General features: G+C 73.9%; 19 protein-coding genes. 10 read left to right on the top strand and 9 right to left on the bottom strand.

All coding sequences use genetic code 11. The features are described 5' to 3' along the window. Positions 1-129: 129 nt before the first annotated feature. Entirely contained in the window at positions 130-429 is a 300-nt protein-coding gene (locus ABZ659_RS13940; RefSeq protein WP_360218021.1) for a hypothetical protein, read from the bottom strand. 128 nt (positions 430-557) lie between these two features. Between ABZ659_RS13940 and ABZ659_RS13945 the strand changes: the two genes are divergently transcribed. Then, positions 558-1502: an NADP-dependent oxidoreductase gene (locus ABZ659_RS13945; RefSeq protein ID WP_360218024.1), complete on the top strand. Its 945-nt coding sequence runs from the start codon at positions 558-560 to the stop codon at positions 1500-1502. 233 nt (positions 1503-1735) lie between these two features. Here ABZ659_RS13945 and ABZ659_RS13950 read toward each other — a convergent pair whose 3' ends face one another. The 3 genes from ABZ659_RS13950 to ABZ659_RS13960 are packed head-to-tail and all read right to left on the bottom strand — an operon-like array spanning position 1736 to position 2971. After that, positions 1736-2056 (bottom strand): DUF202 domain-containing protein, encoded by a 321-nt coding sequence (locus ABZ659_RS13950; RefSeq protein WP_360218027.1) that lies wholly within the window; start codon positions 2054-2056, stop codon positions 1736-1738. Further along, positions 2053-2445: a DUF202 domain-containing protein gene (locus tag ABZ659_RS13955; RefSeq protein WP_360218030.1), complete on the bottom strand. Its 393-nt coding sequence runs from the start codon at positions 2443-2445 to the stop codon at positions 2053-2055. The genes ABZ659_RS13950 and ABZ659_RS13955 overlap by 4 nt, the downstream gene beginning before the upstream one ends. A gap of 10 nt (positions 2446-2455) precedes the next feature. Beyond that, positions 2456-2971 carry an NUDIX domain-containing protein gene (locus ABZ659_RS13960; RefSeq protein ID WP_360218033.1) on the bottom strand — a complete coding sequence of 172 codons (516 nt, stop codon included), beginning with the start codon at positions 2969-2971 and terminating at the stop codon, positions 2456-2458. A gap of 207 nt (positions 2972-3178) precedes the next feature. Here ABZ659_RS13960 and ABZ659_RS13965 point away from each other — a divergent pair, with 207 nt between their 5' ends. The 4 genes from ABZ659_RS13965 to ABZ659_RS13980 all read left to right on the top strand — a co-directional run bounded on the left by ABZ659_RS13965 (position 3179) and on the right by ABZ659_RS13980 (position 7188). After that, complete coding sequence (locus tag ABZ659_RS13965; protein WP_360218036.1) at positions 3179-4126, top strand: hypothetical protein; 948 nt, start codon at positions 3179-3181, stop codon at positions 4124-4126. Between the two features lie 63 nt (positions 4127-4189). Continuing rightward, the gene (locus ABZ659_RS13970; protein ID WP_360218039.1) at positions 4190-5737 is read left to right on the top strand and encodes an APC family permease; all 1548 of its coding nucleotides are present in this window, start codon (positions 4190-4192) and stop codon (positions 5735-5737) included. An 82-nt stretch (positions 5738-5819) separates the two neighbouring features. After that, a complete protein-coding gene (locus ABZ659_RS13975; RefSeq protein ID WP_360218042.1) occupies positions 5820-6554 on the top strand; it encodes a molybdopterin-dependent oxidoreductase in 735 nt (244 codons plus the stop codon). After that, on the top strand, positions 6538-7188 hold the full coding sequence (locus tag ABZ659_RS13980) for a cytochrome b/b6 domain-containing protein (RefSeq protein ID WP_360218045.1): 651 nt from the start codon (positions 6538-6540) through the stop codon (positions 7186-7188). Before ABZ659_RS13975 ends, ABZ659_RS13980 begins: the two co-directional genes overlap by 17 nt. Before the next feature lie 74 nt (positions 7189-7262). Here the strand turns inward: ABZ659_RS13980 and ABZ659_RS13985 are convergent, their stop codons facing one another. After that, positions 7263-8660: a gluconate:H+ symporter gene (locus ABZ659_RS13985; protein ID WP_360218048.1), complete on the bottom strand. Its 1398-nt coding sequence runs from the start codon at positions 8658-8660 to the stop codon at positions 7263-7265. 90 nt (positions 8661-8750) lie between these two features. Then, a complete protein-coding gene (locus ABZ659_RS13990) occupies positions 8751-9284 on the bottom strand; it encodes a gluconokinase (protein ID WP_360218051.1) in 534 nt (177 codons plus the stop codon). Positions 9285-9427: 143 nt separating this feature from the next. Between ABZ659_RS13990 and ABZ659_RS13995 the strand changes: the two genes are divergently transcribed. Beyond that, positions 9428-10129: a FadR/GntR family transcriptional regulator gene (locus tag ABZ659_RS13995; protein ID WP_360218054.1), complete on the top strand. Its 702-nt coding sequence runs from the start codon at positions 9428-9430 to the stop codon at positions 10127-10129. A gap of 24 nt (positions 10130-10153) precedes the next feature. Here the strand turns inward: ABZ659_RS13995 and ABZ659_RS14000 are convergent, their stop codons facing one another. The 3 genes from ABZ659_RS14000 to ABZ659_RS14010 are packed head-to-tail and all read right to left on the bottom strand — an operon-like array spanning position 10154 to position 12512. After that, positions 10154-10555: a YchJ family metal-binding protein gene (locus ABZ659_RS14000; RefSeq protein WP_360218057.1), complete on the bottom strand. Its 402-nt coding sequence runs from the start codon at positions 10553-10555 to the stop codon at positions 10154-10156. 8 nt (positions 10556-10563) lie between these two features. Next, the gene (locus ABZ659_RS14005; RefSeq protein ID WP_360218060.1) at positions 10564-12087 is read right to left on the bottom strand and encodes an MFS transporter; all 1524 of its coding nucleotides are present in this window, start codon (positions 12085-12087) and stop codon (positions 10564-10566) included. After that, the gene (locus ABZ659_RS14010; protein ID WP_360218063.1) at positions 12084-12512 is read right to left on the bottom strand and encodes a DUF3291 domain-containing protein; all 429 of its coding nucleotides are present in this window, start codon (positions 12510-12512) and stop codon (positions 12084-12086) included. The genes ABZ659_RS14005 and ABZ659_RS14010 overlap by 4 nt, the downstream gene beginning before the upstream one ends. Before the next feature lie 337 nt (positions 12513-12849). Here ABZ659_RS14010 and ABZ659_RS14015 point away from each other — a divergent pair, with 337 nt between their 5' ends. The 4 genes from ABZ659_RS14015 to ABZ659_RS14030 all read left to right on the top strand — a co-directional run bounded on the left by ABZ659_RS14015 (position 12850) and on the right by ABZ659_RS14030 (position 22006). Beyond that, positions 12850-14151 carry an FAD-dependent oxidoreductase gene (locus ABZ659_RS14015; RefSeq protein ID WP_360218066.1) on the top strand — a complete coding sequence of 434 codons (1302 nt, stop codon included), beginning with the start codon at positions 12850-12852 and terminating at the stop codon, positions 14149-14151. 78 nt (positions 14152-14229) lie between these two features. Beyond that, complete coding sequence (locus ABZ659_RS14020) at positions 14230-14496, top strand: acyl carrier protein (protein ID WP_360218069.1); 267 nt, start codon at positions 14230-14232, stop codon at positions 14494-14496. Then, the gene (locus ABZ659_RS14025; RefSeq protein WP_360218072.1) at positions 14480-15400 is read left to right on the top strand and encodes a thioesterase domain-containing protein; all 921 of its coding nucleotides are present in this window, start codon (positions 14480-14482) and stop codon (positions 15398-15400) included. Before ABZ659_RS14020 ends, ABZ659_RS14025 begins: the two co-directional genes overlap by 17 nt. Positions 15401-15451: 51 nt before the next feature. Beyond that, positions 15452-22006 (top strand): SDR family NAD(P)-dependent oxidoreductase, encoded by a 6555-nt coding sequence (locus ABZ659_RS14030; RefSeq protein WP_360218075.1) that lies wholly within the window; start codon positions 15452-15454, stop codon positions 22004-22006. The last annotated feature ends 17 nt before the right edge of the window (positions 22007-22023 follow it).

Consider the following 22023-nt stretch of genomic DNA (forward strand, 5'->3'; position numbering starts at 1 on the left):
CGGGTTGGAGGTCCACTGTCTGGGGGCCGACGGGGGGGTGTTGGCGGCGTGGGGGGGGCTCGGCGGGGGGCGGGGCCTGGGGGGGCCGGGGCCCCCGGCGGGGGCGGCCGTCCGGGGGTGCGGAGTGGGTCAGTGGTCGTCCCAGTGGCCGTCGTGCGCGGCGTGCCGGTGGCCGTCGTGGAGGTAGTCGACGTGGTCGCCGTGGGCCACGCGCGCGTGCCCGCAGCCCTCGCCGTGCCGGTGCTCGTGCGCGGCGTGGGTGGCGTGCCCGGTGGGCTCGCACTCGTCCCAGTGGCCCCCGTGCTCGCGGTGCAGGTGGCCGTCGTGGGCGTAGTCCAGATGGTCGCCGTGCGGGACCTCGGTGTGTCCGCAGCCGGGGCCGTGGGCGTGGGTGTGGGCGGCGTGTTCGTGGTGCTGCGTCGTGGTCATGGTGCTCACCTTCGGTGCGGATGCGGTCGGGACGATCGTGTGCCGGGTCCGGCCGGGCCGCCACGCGGATGGCGCATATCGGGTCATCCCGGTTGCGTACGGCCCGGGTACCCCGGAGGGTCGGTGGCATGAAGGCGATCAGTTACAGCCGGTACGGCGGTCCCGAGGTGCTGGAGTACGGCGAGCGGCCCGAGCCCAAGGTCGGCCCCGACAGCGTGCTGGTGAAGGTGCGGGCGGCGGGCGTCAACCCCGTCGACTGGAAGTGCCGGGAGGGGTACCTGGACGGGCTCCTCGACGCCGTGTTCCCGGTCGTCCCCGGCTGGGATGTGTCCGGGGTGGTGGTGCAGCCGGGCGCCGCGGTCAGCGAGTTCACCGTCGGTGACGAGGTCATCGGGTACGTCCGGGAGGACTTCCTCTCCCGGGGCACCTTCGCCGAGTACGTCGCCGCCCCCGTGCGCACCCTCGCCCGCAAGCCCCGCAACCTCACCTACGAACAGGCCGCCGGGCTGCCGCTGACCGGCCTCACCGCCTACCAGGTGCTGGTCAGGCGGCTCCAGGTGAAGCGCGGTGAGACGGTGCTCGTGCACGCCGCGGCCGGGGGTGTCGGCTCCCTCGCCGTCCAGCTCGGCCGCCATCTCGGGGCCCGGGTGATCGGCACCGCCAGCGAGTCCAACCACGACTTCGTCCGGGAGCTGGGCGGGGAGCCGGTGACCTACGGTGACGGACTTGCCGAGCGGGTGCGGGGGCTGGCGCCGGAGGGGGTGGACGCCGCCTTCGACACCGTCGGCGGCGAGACGGCCAAGGTCTCCGCCAACCTGCTCGCTCCCGAGGGCCGGCTGGTGTCCGTCGCCGACCCCGAGGTGGTCGACTACGGCGGCCACTACCACTTCGTCCGCCCCGACGCCGCGGACCTGACCCACCTGTCGGAACTCGCCGAGCAGGGCGCGATCTCCGTCCACGTCTCCGAGACGTTCCCGCTGGAGCGGGCGGCCGACGCCCACCGCGCCAGCCAGGAGGGCCGGACCAGGGGCAAGCTGGTGGTGACGGTGGAGTGGGAGGAGGAGGGCGCCTGAGGCGGTCCACGGGTGGTCCACGCGTGGAGGCGGTCCACGGGTGCTCCACGCGTGCTCCACGCGTGCTCCAAGGCCGCTCTAGGAGTGCTCCAAGGCCGCTCTACGGTTGCTCTGCGGGCGCTTGGGAAACGCTCTGGAAGGCCAGCGCCGCACACGCTCCAGGACACCAGCGCCGCACACGCTCGCGGAGGCCAGCGCCGCACACGCTCGCGGAGGCCAGCGCCGCACACGTCCTAGAAGACCAGCGCCGCCGCGCCCGCCGCCAGTGCCACCGCGCACAGCGCCGCCGCCGCGGCGTGCCGGGGGGTGAGCTGCGCCGGGCGGGCGGCGGCGGACAGGGCGCGGATACGGCGGTGCGCGAGCAGCAGCAGCGCCAGCCACGGGGCGAGGCACAGCGCCGCGGCGACCGCCCCGGTGGCCGTGGCGCCCCCGCGCAGCGAGGCCCGTACGGCGAGGACCGCGACGACGGTGCCCGCCAGCGTCGTACGCCGCCACGCGAGCCGGGTGCGCTCCGGCTGGAGCCCGGGGTCCCGTTCGTCGCCCGCGTCGCTCACCCGCCCCACCCCACCAGCACGATCACGACCATCGCCAGGGCCACCACCGCCACCACCACGCCGAGCAGCGCCGGGAAGCGGGACACCGGCAGGTCCTCGCCGCGGCGCATGGCGCGTTCGCAGCGGAGCCAGTGGTTGACCGCGCGCAGGGAACACAGGACGCCCGCCGCGAGCAGCGCCAGGGCCAGGCCGATGCGCCAGCCGCGGTTCAGGTCCGGCAGGAACTGGTCCACCGCGAAGCCGCCGCCGATGAGGGCGAGTGACGTCCGCAGCCAGGCCAGGAACGTGCGCTCGTTGGCCAGCGAGAACCGGTAGTCGGGCGTGGTGCCCTCGTCCCGGATCCGCCCGGGAGCGAACCACAGCCGGACGTTCCGTACGAATTCGATCACGCGTTGGACCCTACCCGTCCGTACGGCGCCCCTTCAGCCGCTGGTACGCCGCCAGGCCGTCCGGCACCCACCGCCACTCCGGCAGCCGCCGCTCCACCTCCTCCTCGGGGAGGAAGGCGTGCCAGGCGACCTCCTCCGCCTGCGGGCTGACCGGCAGGTCGCAGCGGACGTCGTACACCGCCGACCACCAGGAGCCCCCGCCGCCCCCGTCGTACAGGAACTTGAAGAGGAACCGCGGTCGGGGCAGGCGGGACACCCCCAGTTCCTCCTCCGCCTCGCGCAGGGCGGCGTCGTCGTAGGTCTCGCCCGCGCCCACCACACCACCCACGAACATGTCGTACAGGGAGGGGAAGGCCAGCTTGGTCGCGGTGCGCCGGTGCACGAAGACGCGGCCGTCGGCGTCCCTGGCCTGGATGAAGACGCAGCGGTGGCGCAGGCCCTCGGCGTAGACGCGGCCGCGCGGCGCCTGTCCGACGACCCGGTCCTGCTCGTCGACGACGTCGAGGATCTCGTCAGCGGGGTTCATGGGCTCCATCCCAGCAGTAGTAGTACAGCACTTAACCAACTCCCTTCATTTCGTGACCGGTTGAAGCGTGTCATGTCTCGGTGGCACTTGACGCTGGGCGTGGGGTGGGGGTTGGCTGTGCGTGATCGACCGATGGCGCGCCGGTGACCCCCGCCGCCTCCGTCGCCGTCCCGCGCAGGTTTCCAGAAGTTCCGAGGTAGTCCCGAGGTGCCACCACCCCCGCCCCTCGGCCGCGGCCGTAGACGCGCGGCCACGGCCTTCGACGCGGCTCTCGACGACGCCGAACTCGGCGCCGCCCGCACCGCGCTCGGCCAGGGCCGGTGGCAGCCCGTCCGCGCCCTGCTCGCCCGCACCGGCGACGACTGGGACCGCCGCGGCCACCGCGTCACCGTGCTCGCCCAGGAGTCCCACACCGCCGCGTGGGCACGCGAGTGGCTGCTCGCCGAACCGGACTCCGCCGACGCCACCGTCCTGCTCGCCGTCGCCCAGGTGGCGCGCGCCCTGCGCGGCAAGGAGAAACCGGACCGGGTCCGCGAGTCATGCCGCGGCGCCGCCGCCGTCGCCCCCGCCGACCCCACCCCGCTGCTCGGCCTGCTGATGCTGGAGCGCGCCCTCGGCCCGCTGGACGCGGTGGTCCGCGCCTTCGAACTGGTGCGGGCCCGGCACGCCGACCACCACCACGCCCACCACCTGCTGGTCGCCCGGCTCGCCGAACAGCGCGCCGACGCCGGACCCGACCCCCTGCACGAGGCGTACGACTTCGCCGCCTGGGCCGCCGAGCAGGCCCCCGCCGACTCGCCGCTGGCGATCCTCCCGGTCGTCGCGCACGCCGAGCGCTACCGGGTGCTCGCGGGCGCCGGTTTCGAACCCGCCGACCCGGCCGCCTCGGGGCACTGGACCGGCCGCCGCGCCCGGCAGGTGATGAAGGCCGCCTTCGACTGGTGGCTGGAGTGGGAGCACGAGGGCCATCCCCGCCGCCTGGTCGACCTCAACTACCTCGCCCACGCCAAGGTCTGCGAGGGCCGCGGCGCCGAGGCCGCCGCCCTGTTCCACCGCATCGGCGAGCACCCCACGCCGCAGCCCTGGTCCTACCCCGACCGTGACCCGTACACCGTCTTCCGTGCCGCCCGCGACCGCGCGCTCGGCACCGGCTGACCCCGCACGGGCCAGGAAGTCCGACCCCGCCCCGAACGCCGTCTTGAAAGGACCGACTCCCCCATGACAACGGGTAGTTCGAGCACGCGCAGACCCCCCGCCGACCGCGCCGGTATCAGCACCTTCAAGGGGCAGGACCGGGCCCTGCGGGCCGACCGGCTCGGCACCGCGGGGCTGCTGCTGTCGGTCCTCGCCGCGACCGCCCCGCTCATGGTGGTCGCGGGTGTCATGCCCACGACCTTCGGGGTGATGGGCATCGTCGGGCAGCCCCTGCTGTTCGTCATCCTCGCCGCCGTGCTCGCCCTGTTCAGCGTCGGCTACGCCGAGATGAGCCGCCACGTCCACAACGCGGGCGCCTTCTACGCCTACATCTCCCGCGGCCTCGGCGGTACCGCGGGCGCGGGCGCCGCCCTCGTCGCGCTGGTCGCGTACAGCGCCCTCCAGGTCGGCATCTACGGCATCTTCGGCTTCGAGGTCTCCGGGCTCTTCGCCACCTACCTCGACACCGAACTGTCGTGGTGGATACCGGCGCTGCTGGCCGCGCTCGCCGTCGGCGCGCTCGCCTGGCTGAAGATCGACCTCAACGCGCGCGTGCTGGGCGTCCTGCTGCTCATCGAGGTCGTCCTCGTCGTCATCTTCGACGTCGCCGCGCTCGCCGACCCCGGCCCCGAGGGACTGTCCCTGCACGCCTTCAACCCCGACACCCTCTCCGGCGCGGGCATCGGCACCGCCCTGTGCTTCTGCGTCGCCGCCTTCCTCGGCTTCGAACAGGCCCCCGTCTACGCCGAGGAGACCAGCCGCCCGCACGTCCTGGTGCCCCGGGTGATGTTCCTCGCCATCGGCGGCATCGCCGTCTTCTACACCGTCAGCTGCTGGGCGCTCACCGTCGTCACCGGCCCCGCCGCGATCGTCGGCACCTCGCAGGAGCAGAGCGCCGGACTGCTGTTCTTCCTCACCGGGGACCTCCTCGGCGACACCTTCACCGACGTGCTGCACGTGCTCTTCGTGACCGGCATGTTCGCCGCCATGCTCAGCTTCCACAACGTCGTCGCCCGCTACGCCTTCGCCATGGGCCGCGAGGGGCTGCTGCCCGCCGCGTTCGGCCGCACCAGCAGCGCCAGCGGCGCGCCCGGCACCGGCTCGCTGCTCCAGACGGTGATCTCGGTCGTGGTCGTCGCCGCCTTCGCGGTGACCGACGACGGCCCCGTGGGCGACCCGACCGCGCCCGTGCTGCGGCTGTTCACCTGGATGGGCAACCTCGGGGCGCTCGGCGTGGCCGTGCTGATGGCCGTGGCCTCGGTCTCCGTGATCGTCTTCTTCGTCCGGCGCGGCGCCGCGGGCGCCCAGCTGTGGCGGCTGGCCGCCTCCGGACTCGCCCTCGTCGGGCTGCTGTTCATCATCGGCTACACCGTCAAGGACTTCGACGTCCTGATCGGCGCGGGCTCCGGCTCCGCGTTGAGCTGGCTGCTGCCCGGCGTCATCGGCCTCGCCCTCGTCGCGGGCCTCGTCCAGGGCGCCGTACTGCGCTCCCGCAGGCCCGAGGTGCACGCCCGGATCGGGCTCGGCAACGAGGCGTTCCAGCTGGAGAAGGTGTCGGAGACCACCGACTGAGGCCCGGCGCGGTTCCGCGAGTGCTTACGGAACGCTGACGGACACCCGCGGACCCTGGCCCGCCCGGACCGCGGGTGCTCGAATGGGGCGCGTGAACCCCGACCAGCCGGAGACCGGCGGCCCGCCCGTCGGCCGCCGCGTCCTCCTCGGCACCCTCGGCGTGGGCGCCCTCGGCGTGCTCGCCGCGCCCACCCTGCAACGCGGCCTGGAGTCCTTCCTCGGCGCCGCCGCCGACCGTGACCCCACCGGGCTGACCGGACTGCTGCCCAACGGCGGCGGCTTCCGCTACTACTCGGTCGCCTCCTCCGTGCCCCGCAGGGACGACACGAGCTACCGGCTCACCGTGGACGGCCTCGTCGACCGGCCCGCCCGCCTCACCCTGGCCGACCTGCGCGCCCTGCCGCAGACCCGCCTGGTCCGCGACGTGCAGTGCGTCACCGGGTGGCGGGTGCCCGGCACCCCCTTCGAAGGGGTACGCCTGTCCCGGCTGCTGGACGCCGCGGGGGTGCGGCCGGCGGCCAGGGCGGTGCGTTTCACCTGCTTCGACGGCACCTACTCCGAGAGCCTCACCCTCGACCAGGCCCGCCGCGCGGACGTCCTGGTCGCCCTGCGGATGCGGGACGAGGACCTGGGCCACGCCCACGGCGGCCCGGTCCGCCTCTACGTGGCGCCGATGTACTTCTACAAGTCCGCCAAGTGGCTCTCCGGCATCACGCTCACCGACGAGGTCCGCCCCGGCTACTGGGAGGAACGCGGCTACGACGTCGACGCCTGGGTGGGCCGCTCGAACGGACGCGACGATGCGCCGACCAGCTGAGACCACCGGACCCGGCATCGTCGGGACCCTCCCCCCGGCCGCGACCCGGCTGCGCCGCTTCACCGCCGCCCAGCGGTGGGCGCACCGCACCACCGCCGTCCTGATGGGCGTCTGCGTCGCGACCGCCGCCTGCCTCTACGTCCCCCAGCTCGCCCAACTCGTCGGCCGCCGCGCCCTGGTGGTGGCGCTCCACGAGTGGTCCGGGCTCGCCCTGCCCGCGCCGGTCCTGGCGGGCCTGGCCTCCCGCGCCCTGCGGACCGACCTCGGCCTGCTCAACCGCTTCGGACGGCACGACCGGGACTGGCTGCGCGCCGTCCTGCGCCGCGACCCGCGCCCCGGCGCCCGGCCCGCGGGGAAGTTCAACGCCGGGCAGAAGATCTACGCGTCCTGGCTCGCCGGGTCCACCCTCGTGATGCTCGGCACCGGTCTGCTCATGTGGTTCACCCACCTCACCCCGCTGGTCTGGCGCACCAGCGCGACCTTCGTGCACGACTGGCTGGCGCTCACCATGGGCGTCGTCATCGCCGGTCACGTCGGCATGGCCCTCGCCGACCCGGAGGCCCGCCGCGGGATGCGCACGGGCGCGGTGAGCCGGGAGTGGGCGGAACGGGAGCACGCGCTGTGGCGGCCGTGACTCCTGAACCGACATGACGGGAGCGGCCCACCCGGAGGTGAGCCGCTCCCGTACGAGCGCCGTGTGACGCCTCGCTAGATGACCAGCGACAGCAGCAGGACGAGTCCGCCCGCGACCACCGAGATGATCGTCTCCATCACCGACCAGGTCTTGAGGGTCTGGCCGACGGTCAGCCCGAAGTACTCCTTCACCAGCCAGAAACCGGCGTCGTTGACATGGCTGAAGAAGAGCGAGCCCGCGCCGATGGCCAGCACCAGCAGGGCGGCGTGGCTGGTCGACATGTCGGCCGCCAGCGGCGCGACCAGACCGGCCGCCGAGACCGTCGCGACGGTCGCCGAACCGGTCGCCAGCCGGATCGCCACCGCGATCAGCCAGGCCAGCAGCAGCGCCGGGATCGACCAGTCCTCGGAGATCTCCAGGACCATCTGGCCCACGCCGGAGTCGATCAGCGTCTGCTTGAAGCCGCCGCCCGCGCCGACGATCAGCAGGATGCCCGCGATCGGCGCGAGCCCCTTCTCGACGAGGCCGGAGACCCGCTCCCTGGCGAACCCGGCGGGCCGCAGCAGCGTGAAGATGCCCAGCAGGACGGCAGCGAGCAGGGCGATCATCGGGGAGCCGACGACGTCGAAGACCCGCTGCACGGTGTTCTCCGGGTCGTCGACCACTATGTCGAGGAGCGCCTTGGAGAGCATCATGACGACCGGCAGCATGATCGTGAACAGCGTGGCGCCGAAGCCGGGACGACGGTCCAGCTCCTCCGAGGCGCGCTGCGGGATCATCTTGTCCGGCGCCGGGACGTCCACCCAGCGGGCGGCGTACCGGGAGAAGAGGGGACCGGCGATGATCACGGTCGGGACGGCGACGAGGACGCCGAGCGCCAGCGTCACGCCCAGGTCGGCGCCGACCGCGTCGATCGCGACCAGCGGGCCGGGGTGCGGGGGCACCAGGCCGTGCATCACGGACAGGCCCGCGAGGGCGGGGATGCCGATCCGCATCAGGGAGTAGTTGCCGCGCCTGGCGACCATCAGCACGACGGGGATCAGCAGGACGACGCCGACCTCGAAGAACAGCGGCAGACCGATCACCGAGGCGATCAGCACCATCGCCCACGGCATGGCACGGCCGCCCGCCTTGGCGAGGATGGTGTCCACGACCTGGTCCGCGCCGCCGGAGTCGGCGAGCATCTTGCCGAGGATCGCGCCGAGCGCGATCAGCACGCCCACACCCGCCACGGTCGAGCCGAGTCCGGTGGTGAAGCTGGCGATGGCCTTGTCCAACGGCGCCCCGGCGAACGCGCCGAGCGCCAGCGTCCCGATGGTCAGCGCGAGGAAGGCGTGGAGCTTGAACTTGGTGATGAGCAGGACGATGACGGCGATGCCCGCCAGGACGGCGATGCCCAGCTGGGCGTGACCGGCCGAGGTGATCGGCTCGACGGGGTCCGCTGCCAGCATCTCGACGCTGAGTCTGGTCACGGGAGTTCCTTGTGAGTGGGGAGGGGAGGGGGAGACGTGGGGGGTGGGGAACGGGGGGTGGGGAGGTGGAGCGGTCGGGGGGAATCCGCCTTACGGGGCCGTGCCCGACGGCGCGTCCGGGTCGAGGGCGTCCAGCGCGGCCATGGCGCGGGCGGTGATCTCCTCGGGCGTGCCCGAGACGTCCACCGCGACGCCCGCCTCGTCCGGCTGGAGCGGCTGGAGCGTGGCGAACTGCGAGTCCAGCAGGGCGGTCGGCATGAAGTGGCCCTGCCGCTGGCGCATCCGCTCCTCGATCAGCGCGCGCTCGCCGGTGAGGTGGACGAACACCACGTCGGGGGCGGCGGCCCGGAGCCGGTCGCGGTAGGCGCGCTTCAGCGCGGAGCTGCTGACCACCCCGCCGAGCCCGGCCCGCCCGTGCGCCCAGGTGCCGATGGCGTCCAGCCAGGGCCACCTGTCCGCGTCGTCGAGCGGGGTACCGGCCGACATCTTGGTGATGTTGGCCGGCGGGTGGAAGTCGTCGCCCTCGGCGTAGGGCACGCCCAGCCGGGCGGCGAGCAGGGGACCGATGGTGGTCTTGCCCGTTCCGGCGACGCCCATCACCACGACGACGTGGGGGGTACGCATCTCTGCCTCGCTGTCTTCCTCGACATGCGACGTCGACTTCTGACGTCGGCCACACTGAAACCCATTACGTAGGACTAATTCAAGACCCTGTGACAAATAAGTCTGACTTTTTGTTCCCGTGATCTGCCCCGTACGCTGAGTGCATGAGCACAACGGGCCGGGGGCTGCACGGCCGGGTTCTGGACACCCTCGGCCCCGAGATCACCGCGGGTGAGTACCCACCGGGCAGCGTTCTGCGCACCGACGAACTCGCCCAACGCTTCGACGTGTCACGGTCGGTGATGCGTGAGGCGGTCCGGGTCCTGGAGTCGATGCACCTGGTCGAGTCCCGCCGCCGTGTCGGCGTCACGGTGCTGCCCACCCGCGAGTGGAACGTCTACGACCCCCAGGTCATCCGCTGGCGCCTCGCCGGGGCCGACCGGCCGCGGCAGCTGCGCTCGCTCACCGTGCTGCGCTCGGCCGTCGAACCGGTCGCCGCCGGGCTCGCCGCCCGCCACGCCACCGCCGAGCAGTGCGCCCAGCTCACCGAGTGCGCCCTCGGCATGGTCGCCAACTCACGCGGCCACCAGCTGGAGGGCTACCTCTTCCACGACGTGGCCTTCCACCGGGTGATCCTCGACGCCTCCGGCAACGAGATGTTCGCCCGTCTGGGCGACGTCGTCGCCGAGGTCCTCGCGGGCCGCACCCACCACGACGTCATGTTCGAGGACCCCGACCCGGCCGCCGTCACCCTGCACGTCCAGGTCGCCGAGGCGGTCCGCGCCCGCGACACCGCCCGCGCCGAGGAGCTGACCCGGCAGATCACCCTCGGCGCCCTGGAGGAACTGGACATCCTGGCGCCCTGACCCCCGCCGCGGGGTCGGTCGCGGTCAGTCCGGGAAGTCGCCGTCCACGTACACCCACGCCCCGTCCACCCGCTCGAACCGGCTGCGCTCGTGCAGCGCGCCGCCGCGGAAGGACGCCCGGAACGTCACCGTGCCCGTGGCGTGGAACGCCGACCCGTCGGTGGTGCCGAGGACCTCCAGACCCGTCCACCGCGTCCCGGGATCGAGGCCGAGCCGCGCCGGACGGGTGCGCGGGTGCCAGGTCCGCAGCAGGTACGGCTCGTCGCCGCGGACGAAGGCGGCGTAGCGCGACCGCATCAGCGCCTCGGCGGTCGGCGCGGCGGCGGCACCCGAGTGGTACCGGCCACAGCACCGCTCGTACGGCTCGGGCAGCCCACAGGGGCAGGTGACCTGGAGGGCGCGTGCGGGGCGACGGCGGGACGACATGCCCCGCATTATTCCGGGCGCCGCGCCGCCAGCAGCGTCCAGGCCAGCACGGCCGCCGCGCACGCCACGCCCGCGACCACCCACAGCGCGCCGTGCACCCCGCTGGTGAACGCGTCACCCACGGCGCCGGTGATCCGCGGCGGTGCGACGGCGGCCGTCCCGGCACCCCCGTCCCGGGCCACCGCCACCACCCGGTCGGCCACCGGACCGGCCACACCCCGCTCGTCCAGGCTGCCCGGCAGCGAGCCGAGGAACCGCAGCGCGAGTACGGCGCCCAGCACCGACGTCGCGAGCACCGAGCCGACCTGCCGGAACGCCGTCACCGCCGAGGACGCCTGGCCCATCAGCGCGCCGTCGACCACCTCGAACGCCGCGTTCGTGGACGGCGCGACGACCAGCCCGCTGCCCGAGCCGACCAGCGCGAGCCCCAGCGCGGTGACCGCGTAGGAGCCGTCGGGCCGCTGGAACAGCAGCACCAGCGCGGCGACCGCGGTGACCACCGACCCCAGCGCCAGCAGCCGCCCCGGCCGCACCCGGCCCGCGAGCCGCTGCGCGGTGAACGTCGCCGCGACGAAGGCCAGCATCGCGGGGAGCAGCCGTACCCCGGTGTCCAACGGACCGGAGCCGCGCACCCGTTGCAGGAAGAGCACCTCCACGAAGACCACGCCGACGAACACGAACAGCGAGGCCGCGGCGACGCACAGGGCGGCCGTGTAGCGGGCGTTCCGCATCATCCGGACGTCCAGCATCGGCACGGCCGCGCGGTGTTCGGTGACCACCAGCGCGGTCAGGGCGACGGCGGCCACCGCGAGGACCCCGGCCACCCACGGGTCGTCGTACCCCTCGCGGCCACCCACCGCGATGCCGTACACCAGCGTCGACAGTCCGAGGACCGCCCAGAACTGGCCCGCCAGGTCCAGCGGGCGGTCCGGCACCCGGGACTCGGTCACCGCGCGCAGCGTGACCAGCACCGTGACGACGGCGAGCGGGGTGTTCACCACGTACACCGCCCGCCACCCCGACACGTCGAGCAGCAGACCGCCGAGCAGCGGGCCGACGGCGAGGCCGATCCCGGAGACGGACACCCAGACGGCGAGGTACCGCACCATGCGCGGCAGGTCCACGAAGAACGTCGTCGTGATCAGCGCCAGCGAGGTCGGCAGCACCAGCGCGCCGCCCAGACCGCTCACGCCCCGCCCGAGCAGCACCTGCGGATAGCCGTCCGCGGTCGCCACCACCAGGGAACCCGCCGCGAGCAGCGCCACCCCGGCCAGGAACACCCGGTGCCGCCCGAGGCGTTCGCCGAGCGCCCCGCCGGAGAGCACACACGCGGCGACGACGAGGGTGTAGGTGCTGGACACCCAGCTCAGGTCGGCGGGCGCCACCCCCATGTCGACCTGGAGGGCGCGCAGCGTCGAGATGGCCGCGGTCACCTCGACGAACGACATGAACAGCCCGAGGCAGGCGGCCAGCAGCACCAGCCGGGCGTACGGGACGACCGGCGCGGCGCCGGACCCGGCGGTGGTGGTCATGCGGCCGGGGTCTCCCGTGCGGCCTGCTCGGCGAGGCGGCGGCGGGCCTCTTCCCAACCGACCGGCACCTGGTCGCGACCGGTGGTCCAGAACACGAACACCGCGCCCTTCATGCCGGGCCGCAGCCGCCGCACGCTCACCGCGTGCGGGTCGGTGCGGGCGAAGGCGTCCAGCGCCTCCTGGTCCCGCCACGCCGACAGCGTCCAGAACGTCCGCTTCAGCGGCTCCGCCCGCAGGGACACCCCGACCGAGCCCTCGGCCGCGCGCACCTGCCGCAGGATGACGAGCGCCAGTACGAGGAACCGGGGCACGCCGAGCAGGGACCTCAGTTCCAGCCGGGACGCCATGACCACGGCCGGGCCGGTGCCGCCGGGCGCCGGGCCGGTGGCCTTGTCGGCCCCGGGCATCCAGGGAATCGTGGGCATGAGGGCTCCCCTCGTAGGCGGTCCGTCCGCGCGGGCGGTCCCGTGGGCGGTCCCAGGAACAGGAGCCCGCGCGGCCGGGGATCCGGACACCCGGCGGGCCGCCGACTTCTGTCCGGCATGTGCCAAGGAGGCCGCCGACGGCCGGATCCGGACACCCCGACAGCGGCGTATCGAAGCATTCGATCGGCCAACCCGGCCTGTCGATGGGCTGATTGACCACGATTTCCAGCCGACCCTACGGTTTTCGAGCGCCGTCCGCCGGACGACCGGCGGGCCAGAAGCGTCCGAGGCCGTCCGAGGCCGTCCGAGATTGCCCGAGTCGAGGTGCAGCCCTGCCATGACCACCCGTGTCGCAGTCGTCGGAGCCGGAATCGCCGGGCTCTCCGCCGCGTACCACCTGCCCGACGACGTCGAGGTCACCGTGTACGAGAGCCAGGACCGCCCCGGCGGCCACGCCCACACCGTGGAGGTGACCGAGGACGACGGCCGCACCCTCGGCATCGACACCGCCTTCGTCGTCTTCAACGCCCGGACCTACCCCGAACTCACCGCGTTCTTCGAGAAGCTCGGCGTGACCGCCCTGGACCACACCGGCGGCTTCGACTTCTTCGACCTGGACCGCGGACTCGACTACGGCACCGACGAGTTCGAGCTCACCGAGGCCGAGATCGCCGACCGCTACCCGGCCGACTTCCTCCCCCTGTGGCGGGACGCCGAACGCTTCCACCGCGAGGCCCCCCGCGACTTCCTGCGCCAGCGCACCGACCTCTCCCTCGGCGCGTACCTCGACCGCGGCGGCTACAGCGACGCCTTCAAGTACGGCTACGTCGTGCTGCTCGCCACCGCCGTCTGGTCCGTGCCCGCCGAACTGATCTGGGAGATGCCCGCCACCACCGTCATCGCGTTCTTCATGTCCCACGACCCCGGCGGGCTCGGCGGGCGCTCGGTGGCCTGGAAGACCGTCTCCGGCGGCAGCGTCGAGTACGTCCGCCGCGTCGTCGCCGGACTCCACGGCACCGTCCGCACCGGCACCCCGGTCACCCGGGTACGGCAGGACGACGACGGCACGGTCCTCGTCGGCACCGCCGACGGCGAGGAACGCCACGACCACGCCGTGCTCGCCGCGCACGCCGACCAGACCCTCGCCCTGCTGGAGCGGCCCACCCCGCTCCAGGCGGAGATCCTGGGCAAGGTCCGCTACAGCGCCACCAGCGCCGTCCTGCACACCGACCCCGCGGCGATGCCGCCGCGCCGGGAGCGCTGGCAGAGCTGGAACTACGGCCTGAAGACCGTCGGCGGCCGCCCGCGCACCTGGGTCGCCTACTACATGAACGCCCTCCAGGGCTTCACCGCCCGCCGCGACTACTTCGTCACCCTCGACTCACCGATCACGCCCCGCGACGAACACGTCGTCCGCGAGCTGCCGTTCACCCACCCCGTCATCGACCTCGGCGTACGGGCCATGCAGCGCACCGTCTACGACGTCAACGCCCCGGGCGGCCGGATCAAGCTGGCCGGCTCCTACTTCCACGCCCCGCGCATCGGCGTCGACCTCATCGGCTCGCACGAGGCCGGGTTCGTCTCCGGGCGCAAGGCGGCCGAGGCCGTCGCCCGCGAGATACGGGCCGCCCAGCACTGACGTACCGACCGACCTGAACCGACCTGAACGGACCTACACGGACCTACACGGACCTACACGGACCTGAGAGGACCCCCCATGCAGCGTGTCACCGCCGAAGAGGCCAGGGCCTGGCTCGTCGAGAAGCTCGCCATCCGGCTCGGCGTCGGCCAGGACCAGATCGACGTGGAGCGCTACTTCGACGAGTTCGACCTGGACTCGACGGAGGCGCTGATCCTCGCGGGCGAACTGGAGAAGTGGCTCGGCTTCGAACTGGAGGCCACGGCCCTGTGGTACCACCCCACGATCGCCGCCCTGTCCGAGCATATAGCCGAGGAGAGCGACCGGCATGTCACCGCGGCCTGACCGGGCCCCCCGCAGGCCCACCCCCCGGGCCCTGCTGACCGCGCTGCGGCCGACGGGGGACGAGGAGCGGGACACCCGGCTGGCGGAGGAGCCGGGTACCCGCGCCGTCGTCGCCGTGCACCCCGGGGCGCTGCCCGCCACCGTCTGGGGGCCGCTCGCCGCGCGGCTGGCCGGGGACCAGGAGCCGTACCTCTGCGACCTCGGAGCCGTGCCCGAGTACGTCGCCGCGGGCCTCGACCCGGCGGCCCCCGTGCCCGGCGTGCGGGAACTCGCCGACCGGTGCCTGCGGGCGCTGCGGGACGCCGGGCTGACCCGGCGACCGCTCGCGCTGGCCGGCTGGTCCTTCGGCGGCGTCGTCGCCTACGAGATCGCCGCCCGCCTCGACGCCGAGGGCCGCGGCGGCAGACTGGGGGCGCTCGTCGTCCTCGACTCCATCGCCCCCGTCGCCGCCTTCCAACGCCCCGACGACGCGCTCACCCCCGCGATGCTGCTCGGCTGGTTCGCCATGTACCTCGGCGCCCGCCGCGGCCAGCGCCTGCGCACCGACGCCACCGCGCTCACCAGCCTCGACGCCCTCCTCGACGCCGCCGTCACCCAGGGCGTCCTGCCCCCCGGCACCGAACCGGCCGGGATGCGCAAGCTCTACGGCGCCTTCCACGCCGGGCTCGTCCGCAACAACCGGTGCACCGCCGACTACCTGCCCGAGCCCCTGGACCGCACCGTCACCGTCGTCAAACCCGACCGCTCGCTCCTGCCCGACAGCCACGACCTCGGCTGGGGCGGACTCAGCGGACGCCCCCTGCGGCAGCTCGCCGTCCCCGGCGACCACTACACGCTGCTCCAGCGACCGGAGACCGTCACCGCCCTCGCCGACCTGCTCACCGCCGTCCCGCAGGGCCACTGAACCCCCGCCCTACCCGACGCGCGGCACCGTAAGGACATCCGGAGGACCATCGTGCAGCACTCACGTCTGGCCGAGACGCCGATCGCGATCGTCGGGCTGGCCGGCCTCTTCCCCAAGTCACGCGACCTGCGCGAGTTCTGGGACAACATCGTGCGGGCGGCGGACTGCATCGAGGACGTGCCCGCGTCCCATTGGGACCCCGACGACTACTACGACCCCGACCCCGCCGCCGAGGACAAGACCTACGTCCGGCGCGGCGGCTTCCTCCCCGAGACCGCCTTCAACCCGATGGAGTTCGGGCTGCCGCCCAACACCCTGGAGGTCACCGACATCCTCCAGCTGCTCTCCCTCACCGTGGCCCGCGACGTCCTGCGCGACGCCGGAGCCGACGGCGCGGGCTGGTACGACGCCTCCCGCACCGGCGTCATCCTCGGCGTCACCGGCGCCAACTCCCTCACCCAGCCGCTCTCCGCCCGCCTCCAGACCCCCGTCCTCAAGGAGGTCGTGCGCAGCGTCGGCCTCAGCGAGCGGGACGCCGAGGAGATCGCCCGGCGGTTCAAGAAGGCGTACATCCCCTGGGAGGAGAACAGCTTCCCCGGGATGCTCGGCAACGTCGTCGCCGGACGCATCGCCAACCGCTTCGACCTCGGCGGCACCAACTGCACCGTCGACGCCGCCTGCGCCAGCTCCCTCGCCGCCGTCAAACTCGCCGTCAGCGAACTCGTCGAGGGCCGCGCCGACCTGATGCTCACCGGCGGCTGCGACGCCGAGAACACGATCCTCATGTACCTGTGCTTCAGCAAGACCCCGGCGTTCTCCCGGAGCCAGCTCATCCGCCCCTTCGACGAGTCCGCCGACGGCACCCTCATCGGCGAGGGCATCGGGATGCTCGCCCTCAAACGCCTCGCCGACGCCGAACGCGACGGCGACCGGATCTACTCCGTCCTGCGCGGCATCGGCAGCTCCAGCGACGGCCGCTTCAAGAGCATCTACGCCCCCCGCGCCGAGGGCCAGCAACTCGCCCTGCGCCGCGCCTACGAGGACGCGGACCTCCCCGTCGGCGCCATCGAACTCTTCGAGGCCCACGGCACCGGTACCGCCGTCGGCGACCACACCGAACTCTCCGCCCTGTCCACGGTCGTCTCGGCGGACACCGACGACCACGGCTACGCGGCCATCGGCAGCGTCAAGTCCCAGATCGGGCACACCAAGGCCGCCGCGGGCGCCGCCAGCCTCATCAAACTCTCCCTCGCCCTGCACCAGAAGGTGCTGCCGCCCACCATCAACGTCGACACCCCCAGCCCCGCCGTCGACCCCGCCAGCACCCCCTTCTACGTCAACACCGAGGCCCGCCCCTGGATCCTCGACCCCGGCCGCGGCAAACGCCGTGCCGCGGTCTCCTCCTTCGGCTTCGGCGGCACCAACTTCCACATGGTCCTGGAGGAACACGATCCCGCCGCGACCGAGGTCCTCGGTCCCGTCGCCCGCTGGGGGCTGTGGCACGCCGCCGGACCCGAGGCCCTCGCCGCCCGCATCGAGAACGGCGCCGCGCCCGCCGACCCGGGCCCGATACCCGAGGGCGACGCCCGCGTCGGCATCGTCGCCCGCACCGACGAGGAGTTCACCGAACTGCGCCGGACCGCCGTGGACCTGCTGCGCGCCCGCGCCGACGCCGCCGCCTGGCAGCACCCCAAGGGCATCACCTACCGCCGTACCGCCCTGCCGCCCGGGACCAAGACGGCGGCCGTCTTCGCCGGACAGGGCAGCCAGTACGTCGGCATGGGCCGCCAGGCGGCCCTCGCCCTGCCTCCGCTGCGCGCCGCCTTCGACCGCGCCAACCGGCTGACCCACGGCCCCGACACCCTCGCCCGTACGGTCTTCCCGCCGCCGCCGTTCACCGACGCCGCCCGCCGCGAACAGGAGGCGGCCCTGCGCCGCACCGACTTCGCCCAGCCCGCCATCGGCGCCCTCGCCTCCGGCCAGTACACCTGGCTGCGCGGCCTCGGCTTCCGTCCCGACGGCGCCATCGGACACAGCTTCGGCGAACTCACCGCCCTGTGGGCCGCCGGTGCCCTCGACGACGACCGGTTCGCCGAACTCGCCCGCGCCCGCGGCCTCGCCATGGCCCCGCCCGAACACGCGCCCGCCGACTTCGACCCCGGGGCCATGGCCGCCATCCGGGCCTCCCTCACCGACGTCCAGGGCCTCGTCGCCACCTACCGCACCGTCGCCATCTGCAACATCAACGCGCCCGGCCAGATCGTCGTCGGCGGCCCCACGGACGAGATCGAACGGCTCGTCGCCGACGCCTCCGGCCGCCACTTCCCGGCGAAACGGCTCCCCGTCTCCGCCGCCTTCCACACCGGCTTCGTCGCCCACGCCGCCGACGCCTTCCGCGAGGCGGTCGACCGCACCGGCCTGGGCACCCCCACCCTCCCCGTGTACGCCAACACCCCCGGCGCCAGCTACGGCCCCGACGCCGCCGCCAACCGGCGCACCCTCGTCGACCAGCTTCTCCAGCCCGTCGACTTCGTCTCCGGCATCGAGCGCATGTACGCCGACGGCTTCCGCGTCTTCGTCGAGTTCGGGCCCAAGCGGGTGCTGACCGACCTGATCGACCGCATCCTCGAAGGCCGCGCCGACGTCGTCACCCTCGCGGTGGACGGCGGCCCCTCCAAGGACGGCGAGATCGCCCTGAAGCGCGCCGCCGTCGAACTCGCCGTCCTCGGCCTCCCCGTCACCGGCCTGGACACCGACGTGACCCCGCGCCCGGCGCCCCCGGCCCGCAAGGGCCTCAACATCCCGCTGCGCGGCATCAACTACGTCACCGACGACCGCCGCTCCGCCTACCGGGCCGCCCTCGCCGAGCCCACCACCCTGACCGGCGCCAGCCCGAGCGGTGACCCCGTCGAGTCCGACCCCGTCGAGGCCGTCCTGCGCGAGGGCCTCGGCCTCCAGGCGGAGATCCTCACCGCCCACGCGGACACCGTCCACGCCTCCGTCCGCGCCCTGGAGGACTCCGTACGCTCCGGCGCCCACCCCGACACCGAGGCGGCCCTGCGGATCATCCGGGAACACAGCGAACGGATCGGCGCGGCACACGACCGGTCGACACGGTTGCTGCTGGACGCGCTGCGGGGGGAGGAGCCGGTGGTTGAGGCGGCACCCGAATCCCAGCCGGAGCCGGAGCCCGAGCCCCTGCCGGAGCCTGTGAGGGAGGCTGCTGCCCCTGTCGTCTCCGCTGAGGTGATGGGTGCGCTGTTGGGTGCGGTGGCGGAGAAGACGGGTTATCCGGTGGAGATGCTGGAGCCGTCGATGGATGTGGAGGCGGATCTCGGGATCGACTCGATCAAGCGGGTGCAGATCCTGGGTGCGTTGCAGGAGGCGTATCCGGTGTCGGAGGACGTCGATCCGGAGCGGTTGGCCGAGTTGCGGACGTTGGAGGACATCGCCGGGTTCCTGGCGTCGACCGTGTCGGCTGAACCCACGCCCGCACCGGCACCCGCACCCGCCCCGGCCCCGACCCTGGTTCCGGCTCCAGCGCCGGAGCCCGCGCCTGCCGTTGCCTCGGACGAGGTCATGACCGCGCTGTTGGGTGCGGTGGCGGAGAAGACGGGTTATCCGGTGGAGATGCTGGAGCCGTCGATGGATGTGGAGGCGGATCTCGGCATTGACTCGATCAAGCGGGTGCAGATCCTGGGTGCGTTGCAGGAGGCGTACCCGGTGTCGGAGGACGTCGATCCGGAGCGGTTGGCCGAGTTGCGGACGTTGGAGGACATCGCCGGGTTCCTGGCGTCGACCGTATCCGCCGCACCGGCACCCGCCCCGGCACCCGCCCCGGCCCCGGAGCCCGCGCCTGCCGTTGCCTCGGACGAGGTCATGACCGCGCTGTTGGGTGCGGTGGCGGAGAAGACGGGTTATCCGGTGGAGATGCTGGAGCCTTCCATGGACGTGGAGGCGGATCTCGGCATTGACTCGATCAAGCGGGTGCAGATCCTGGGTGCGTTGCAGGAGGCGTACCCGGTGTCGGAGGACGTCGACCCGGAGCGGTTGGCCGAGTTGCGCACGCTGGAGGACATCGCCGGGTTCCTGGCGTCAACCGTCTCCCCCTCCTCCGCGCCCGCCCCCCAGCCCCCACTCACCGTCACCTACCCCACCACCCCCGGCATCGGCCGCACCCACGCCACGCTCACCGAGTTGCCCGCGCCGTACACGCTCGTCGGGGCCTACCCGGAGTCGCGTACCGCCGTCATCGTGGACGACGGGTCCGTGTTGACGCGGGCGTTGGCCGGGGCGCTGCGGGGGGACGGCTGGCGGGTGGAGGTCGTGGCGCTGCCCGGTGTCGACGGGCTCGTGCCGGAGGCGGACGCCGTGCGGCGGCTGGCGAGCTGGGACGAGGGCGAGCTGCCCGGGGCACTGACCGCCGATCGCGTCGACCTGGTCGTCCAGATGGCCGCCGCGGCCGGGCCGGAGTGGCGTGAGGGTGTGCGGCGGCTTGAGCACGGCCTGCTGGTCGCCAAGCACGCGCTCCCCGCGCTCAGGTCGGCGGCGGCGCGGGGGAACCGCGCCGGGTTCGTCGCCGTGACGCGGCTGGACGGGGCCGCCGGACACCGGGGAGGCGGCGACGGTTCGCCGCTGCTCGGCGGGGTCGGCGGGCTGGTGAAGACGCTGACGATCGAGGCGCCCGAGGTGTTCGCCCGTACCGTCGACTTCGCGCCGGACATGGCGCCGACCACCGTCGGGGCGCGGTTCCTGGAGGAGATCGGCGATCTGGCGGGGACGCTCGCCGAGGTGGCCCACGACGCCGCCGGGCGCCGTACCGTCGGGCTGGCCGCGCAGCCCGCCGTGGCGCACGCGGCGGCCGTGCCGGAGCTGGCCGCGGACGAGCTGTTCGTGGTGACCGGCGGGGCGCGCGGCATCACCGCGGACTGTCTGCACGCGCTGGTGTCGGCCCGTCCGGTGGGGCTGGTGGTGCTCGGCCGGAGCCGTCCGGTGCCCGAGCCGGAGTGGGCGGTCGGCCACGAGGGGCCCGCGCTGCGCGGCGTCATCGCGCGGCGGTCCGCGCGGGGCGGGGACAAGCCGACCCCGCGGGCCGTGGAGGCGCGGTTCCGGGAGATCACCGCGGCGCGGCAGATCGCCGCGAACCTCGACCGGCTCACCGCGGCCGGGGCGCGGGTGGAGTACCTCACCGTCGACATCACCGACGCCGCCGGCGTACGCCGGGTGCTCACGCCGTACGCCGGGCGGGTCACCGGTGTGGTGCACGGGGCCGGGGTGCTCGCGGACCGGCTGATCGCGCAGAAGGCGCCCGAGGAGATCCGCCGGGTCCTGGACACCAAGCTGCTCGGCCTCGGCAACGTCCTGGACGTGCTGCGGGGCGTCGCCCGGCTGCGGCACCTGGTGCTGTTCTCGTCCGTCGCCGGGTTCTTCGGCAACCGGGGCCAGTCCGACTACGCCATGGCCAACGAGGCGCTGAACCGGATCGCGGCCCGGCTGAAGCGGGAGCTGCCGTCCGCGCGGGTCACCGCGATGAACTGGGGGGCCTGGGACGGCGGGATGGTCTCCGACGACCTGCGGGCGATGTTCGCCGAGCGCGGTGTCGCGCTGGTGCCGCTCGCCACCGGCGCGGGGATGTTCGCCGAGCAGTTCACGGCGGCGCACGGCCATGACACGGTCGTCGTCACCGGACCCCTCACCCCCCTGTCCGCGCCCACGGACGCCCCGGCGCCCGGCGCCTACGTCGTCGACCGCACCCTCGACGACCTCGCCGCCGAGCCGCTGCTGACGGACCACACCATCGGCGACCGCCGGGTGCTGCCCGCCACCGCCGCGCTCGGCGCGCTGGCCCACGCCGTGGAGACGGCGACCGGACGGGAGGTCACCGGCGTCAGCGGGTTCAAGGTCTTCAAGGGCGTCTCCTGGGACGAGCCGGACGCCCAGCGGCCGCGGCGGCTGCGGCTGTCCGTCGAACCGGCGCCCGCCTCCGCCGACACCGACGCCGACGTCCTCGCCTCGTCGGTCGACGCCTCCGGGCGCAGCCGCCCCGCCTACAGCGCGCGGCTCTCCGTGGCCGAGGGCGCCCCGGCGGCCGACCGGCCCGACCTCGTCGCGCTCGCCCGCTCCGCCGCCGCCTCCGGCCGGGACGCCGCCCCGCTGTACCGGGACGGCACCCTCTTCCACGGTCCCGCGCTGCGCGGGCTGCGCACGGTGCTGGTCAGCGACGACCAGCGGCTCCTCGTCCGGGCCCGGCTGGCCGACGACCGTCCCGCGCACGGCGGTTTCCACGGGCGGCTGCACAGTCCCGTCCTCGCCGACCTGCTGCTCCAGGCGGTGCTGGTGTGGGTGCGGGAGCGGCGCGGCCGGGCCAGCCTGCCGATGGAGATCGGGCGGGTGCGGCTGCTCGCGCCGCTGCCGTCCGACGCGGACTTCCTCATCGCCGTCGAGGACGTCAGGCCCGGCCGGACCGGCGTCACCTGCACGGTGACCGCCGTCGAACCGGGGGGCCGGGTGCTGGCGGTCCTGGAGGACGTGGCGGCCGTGGAGGACGCGGAGCTGGAGGGCCGGTTCCGGCAGTCCGGCGGCCGGGTCGCCGCGGTGACGGTCTGACACCCCGTCCGACACGA

The sequence above is a fragment of the Streptomyces sp. NPDC006997 genome, from assembly GCF_040635175.1.
Classification (GTDB): domain Bacteria; phylum Actinomycetota; class Actinomycetes; order Streptomycetales; family Streptomycetaceae; genus Streptomyces.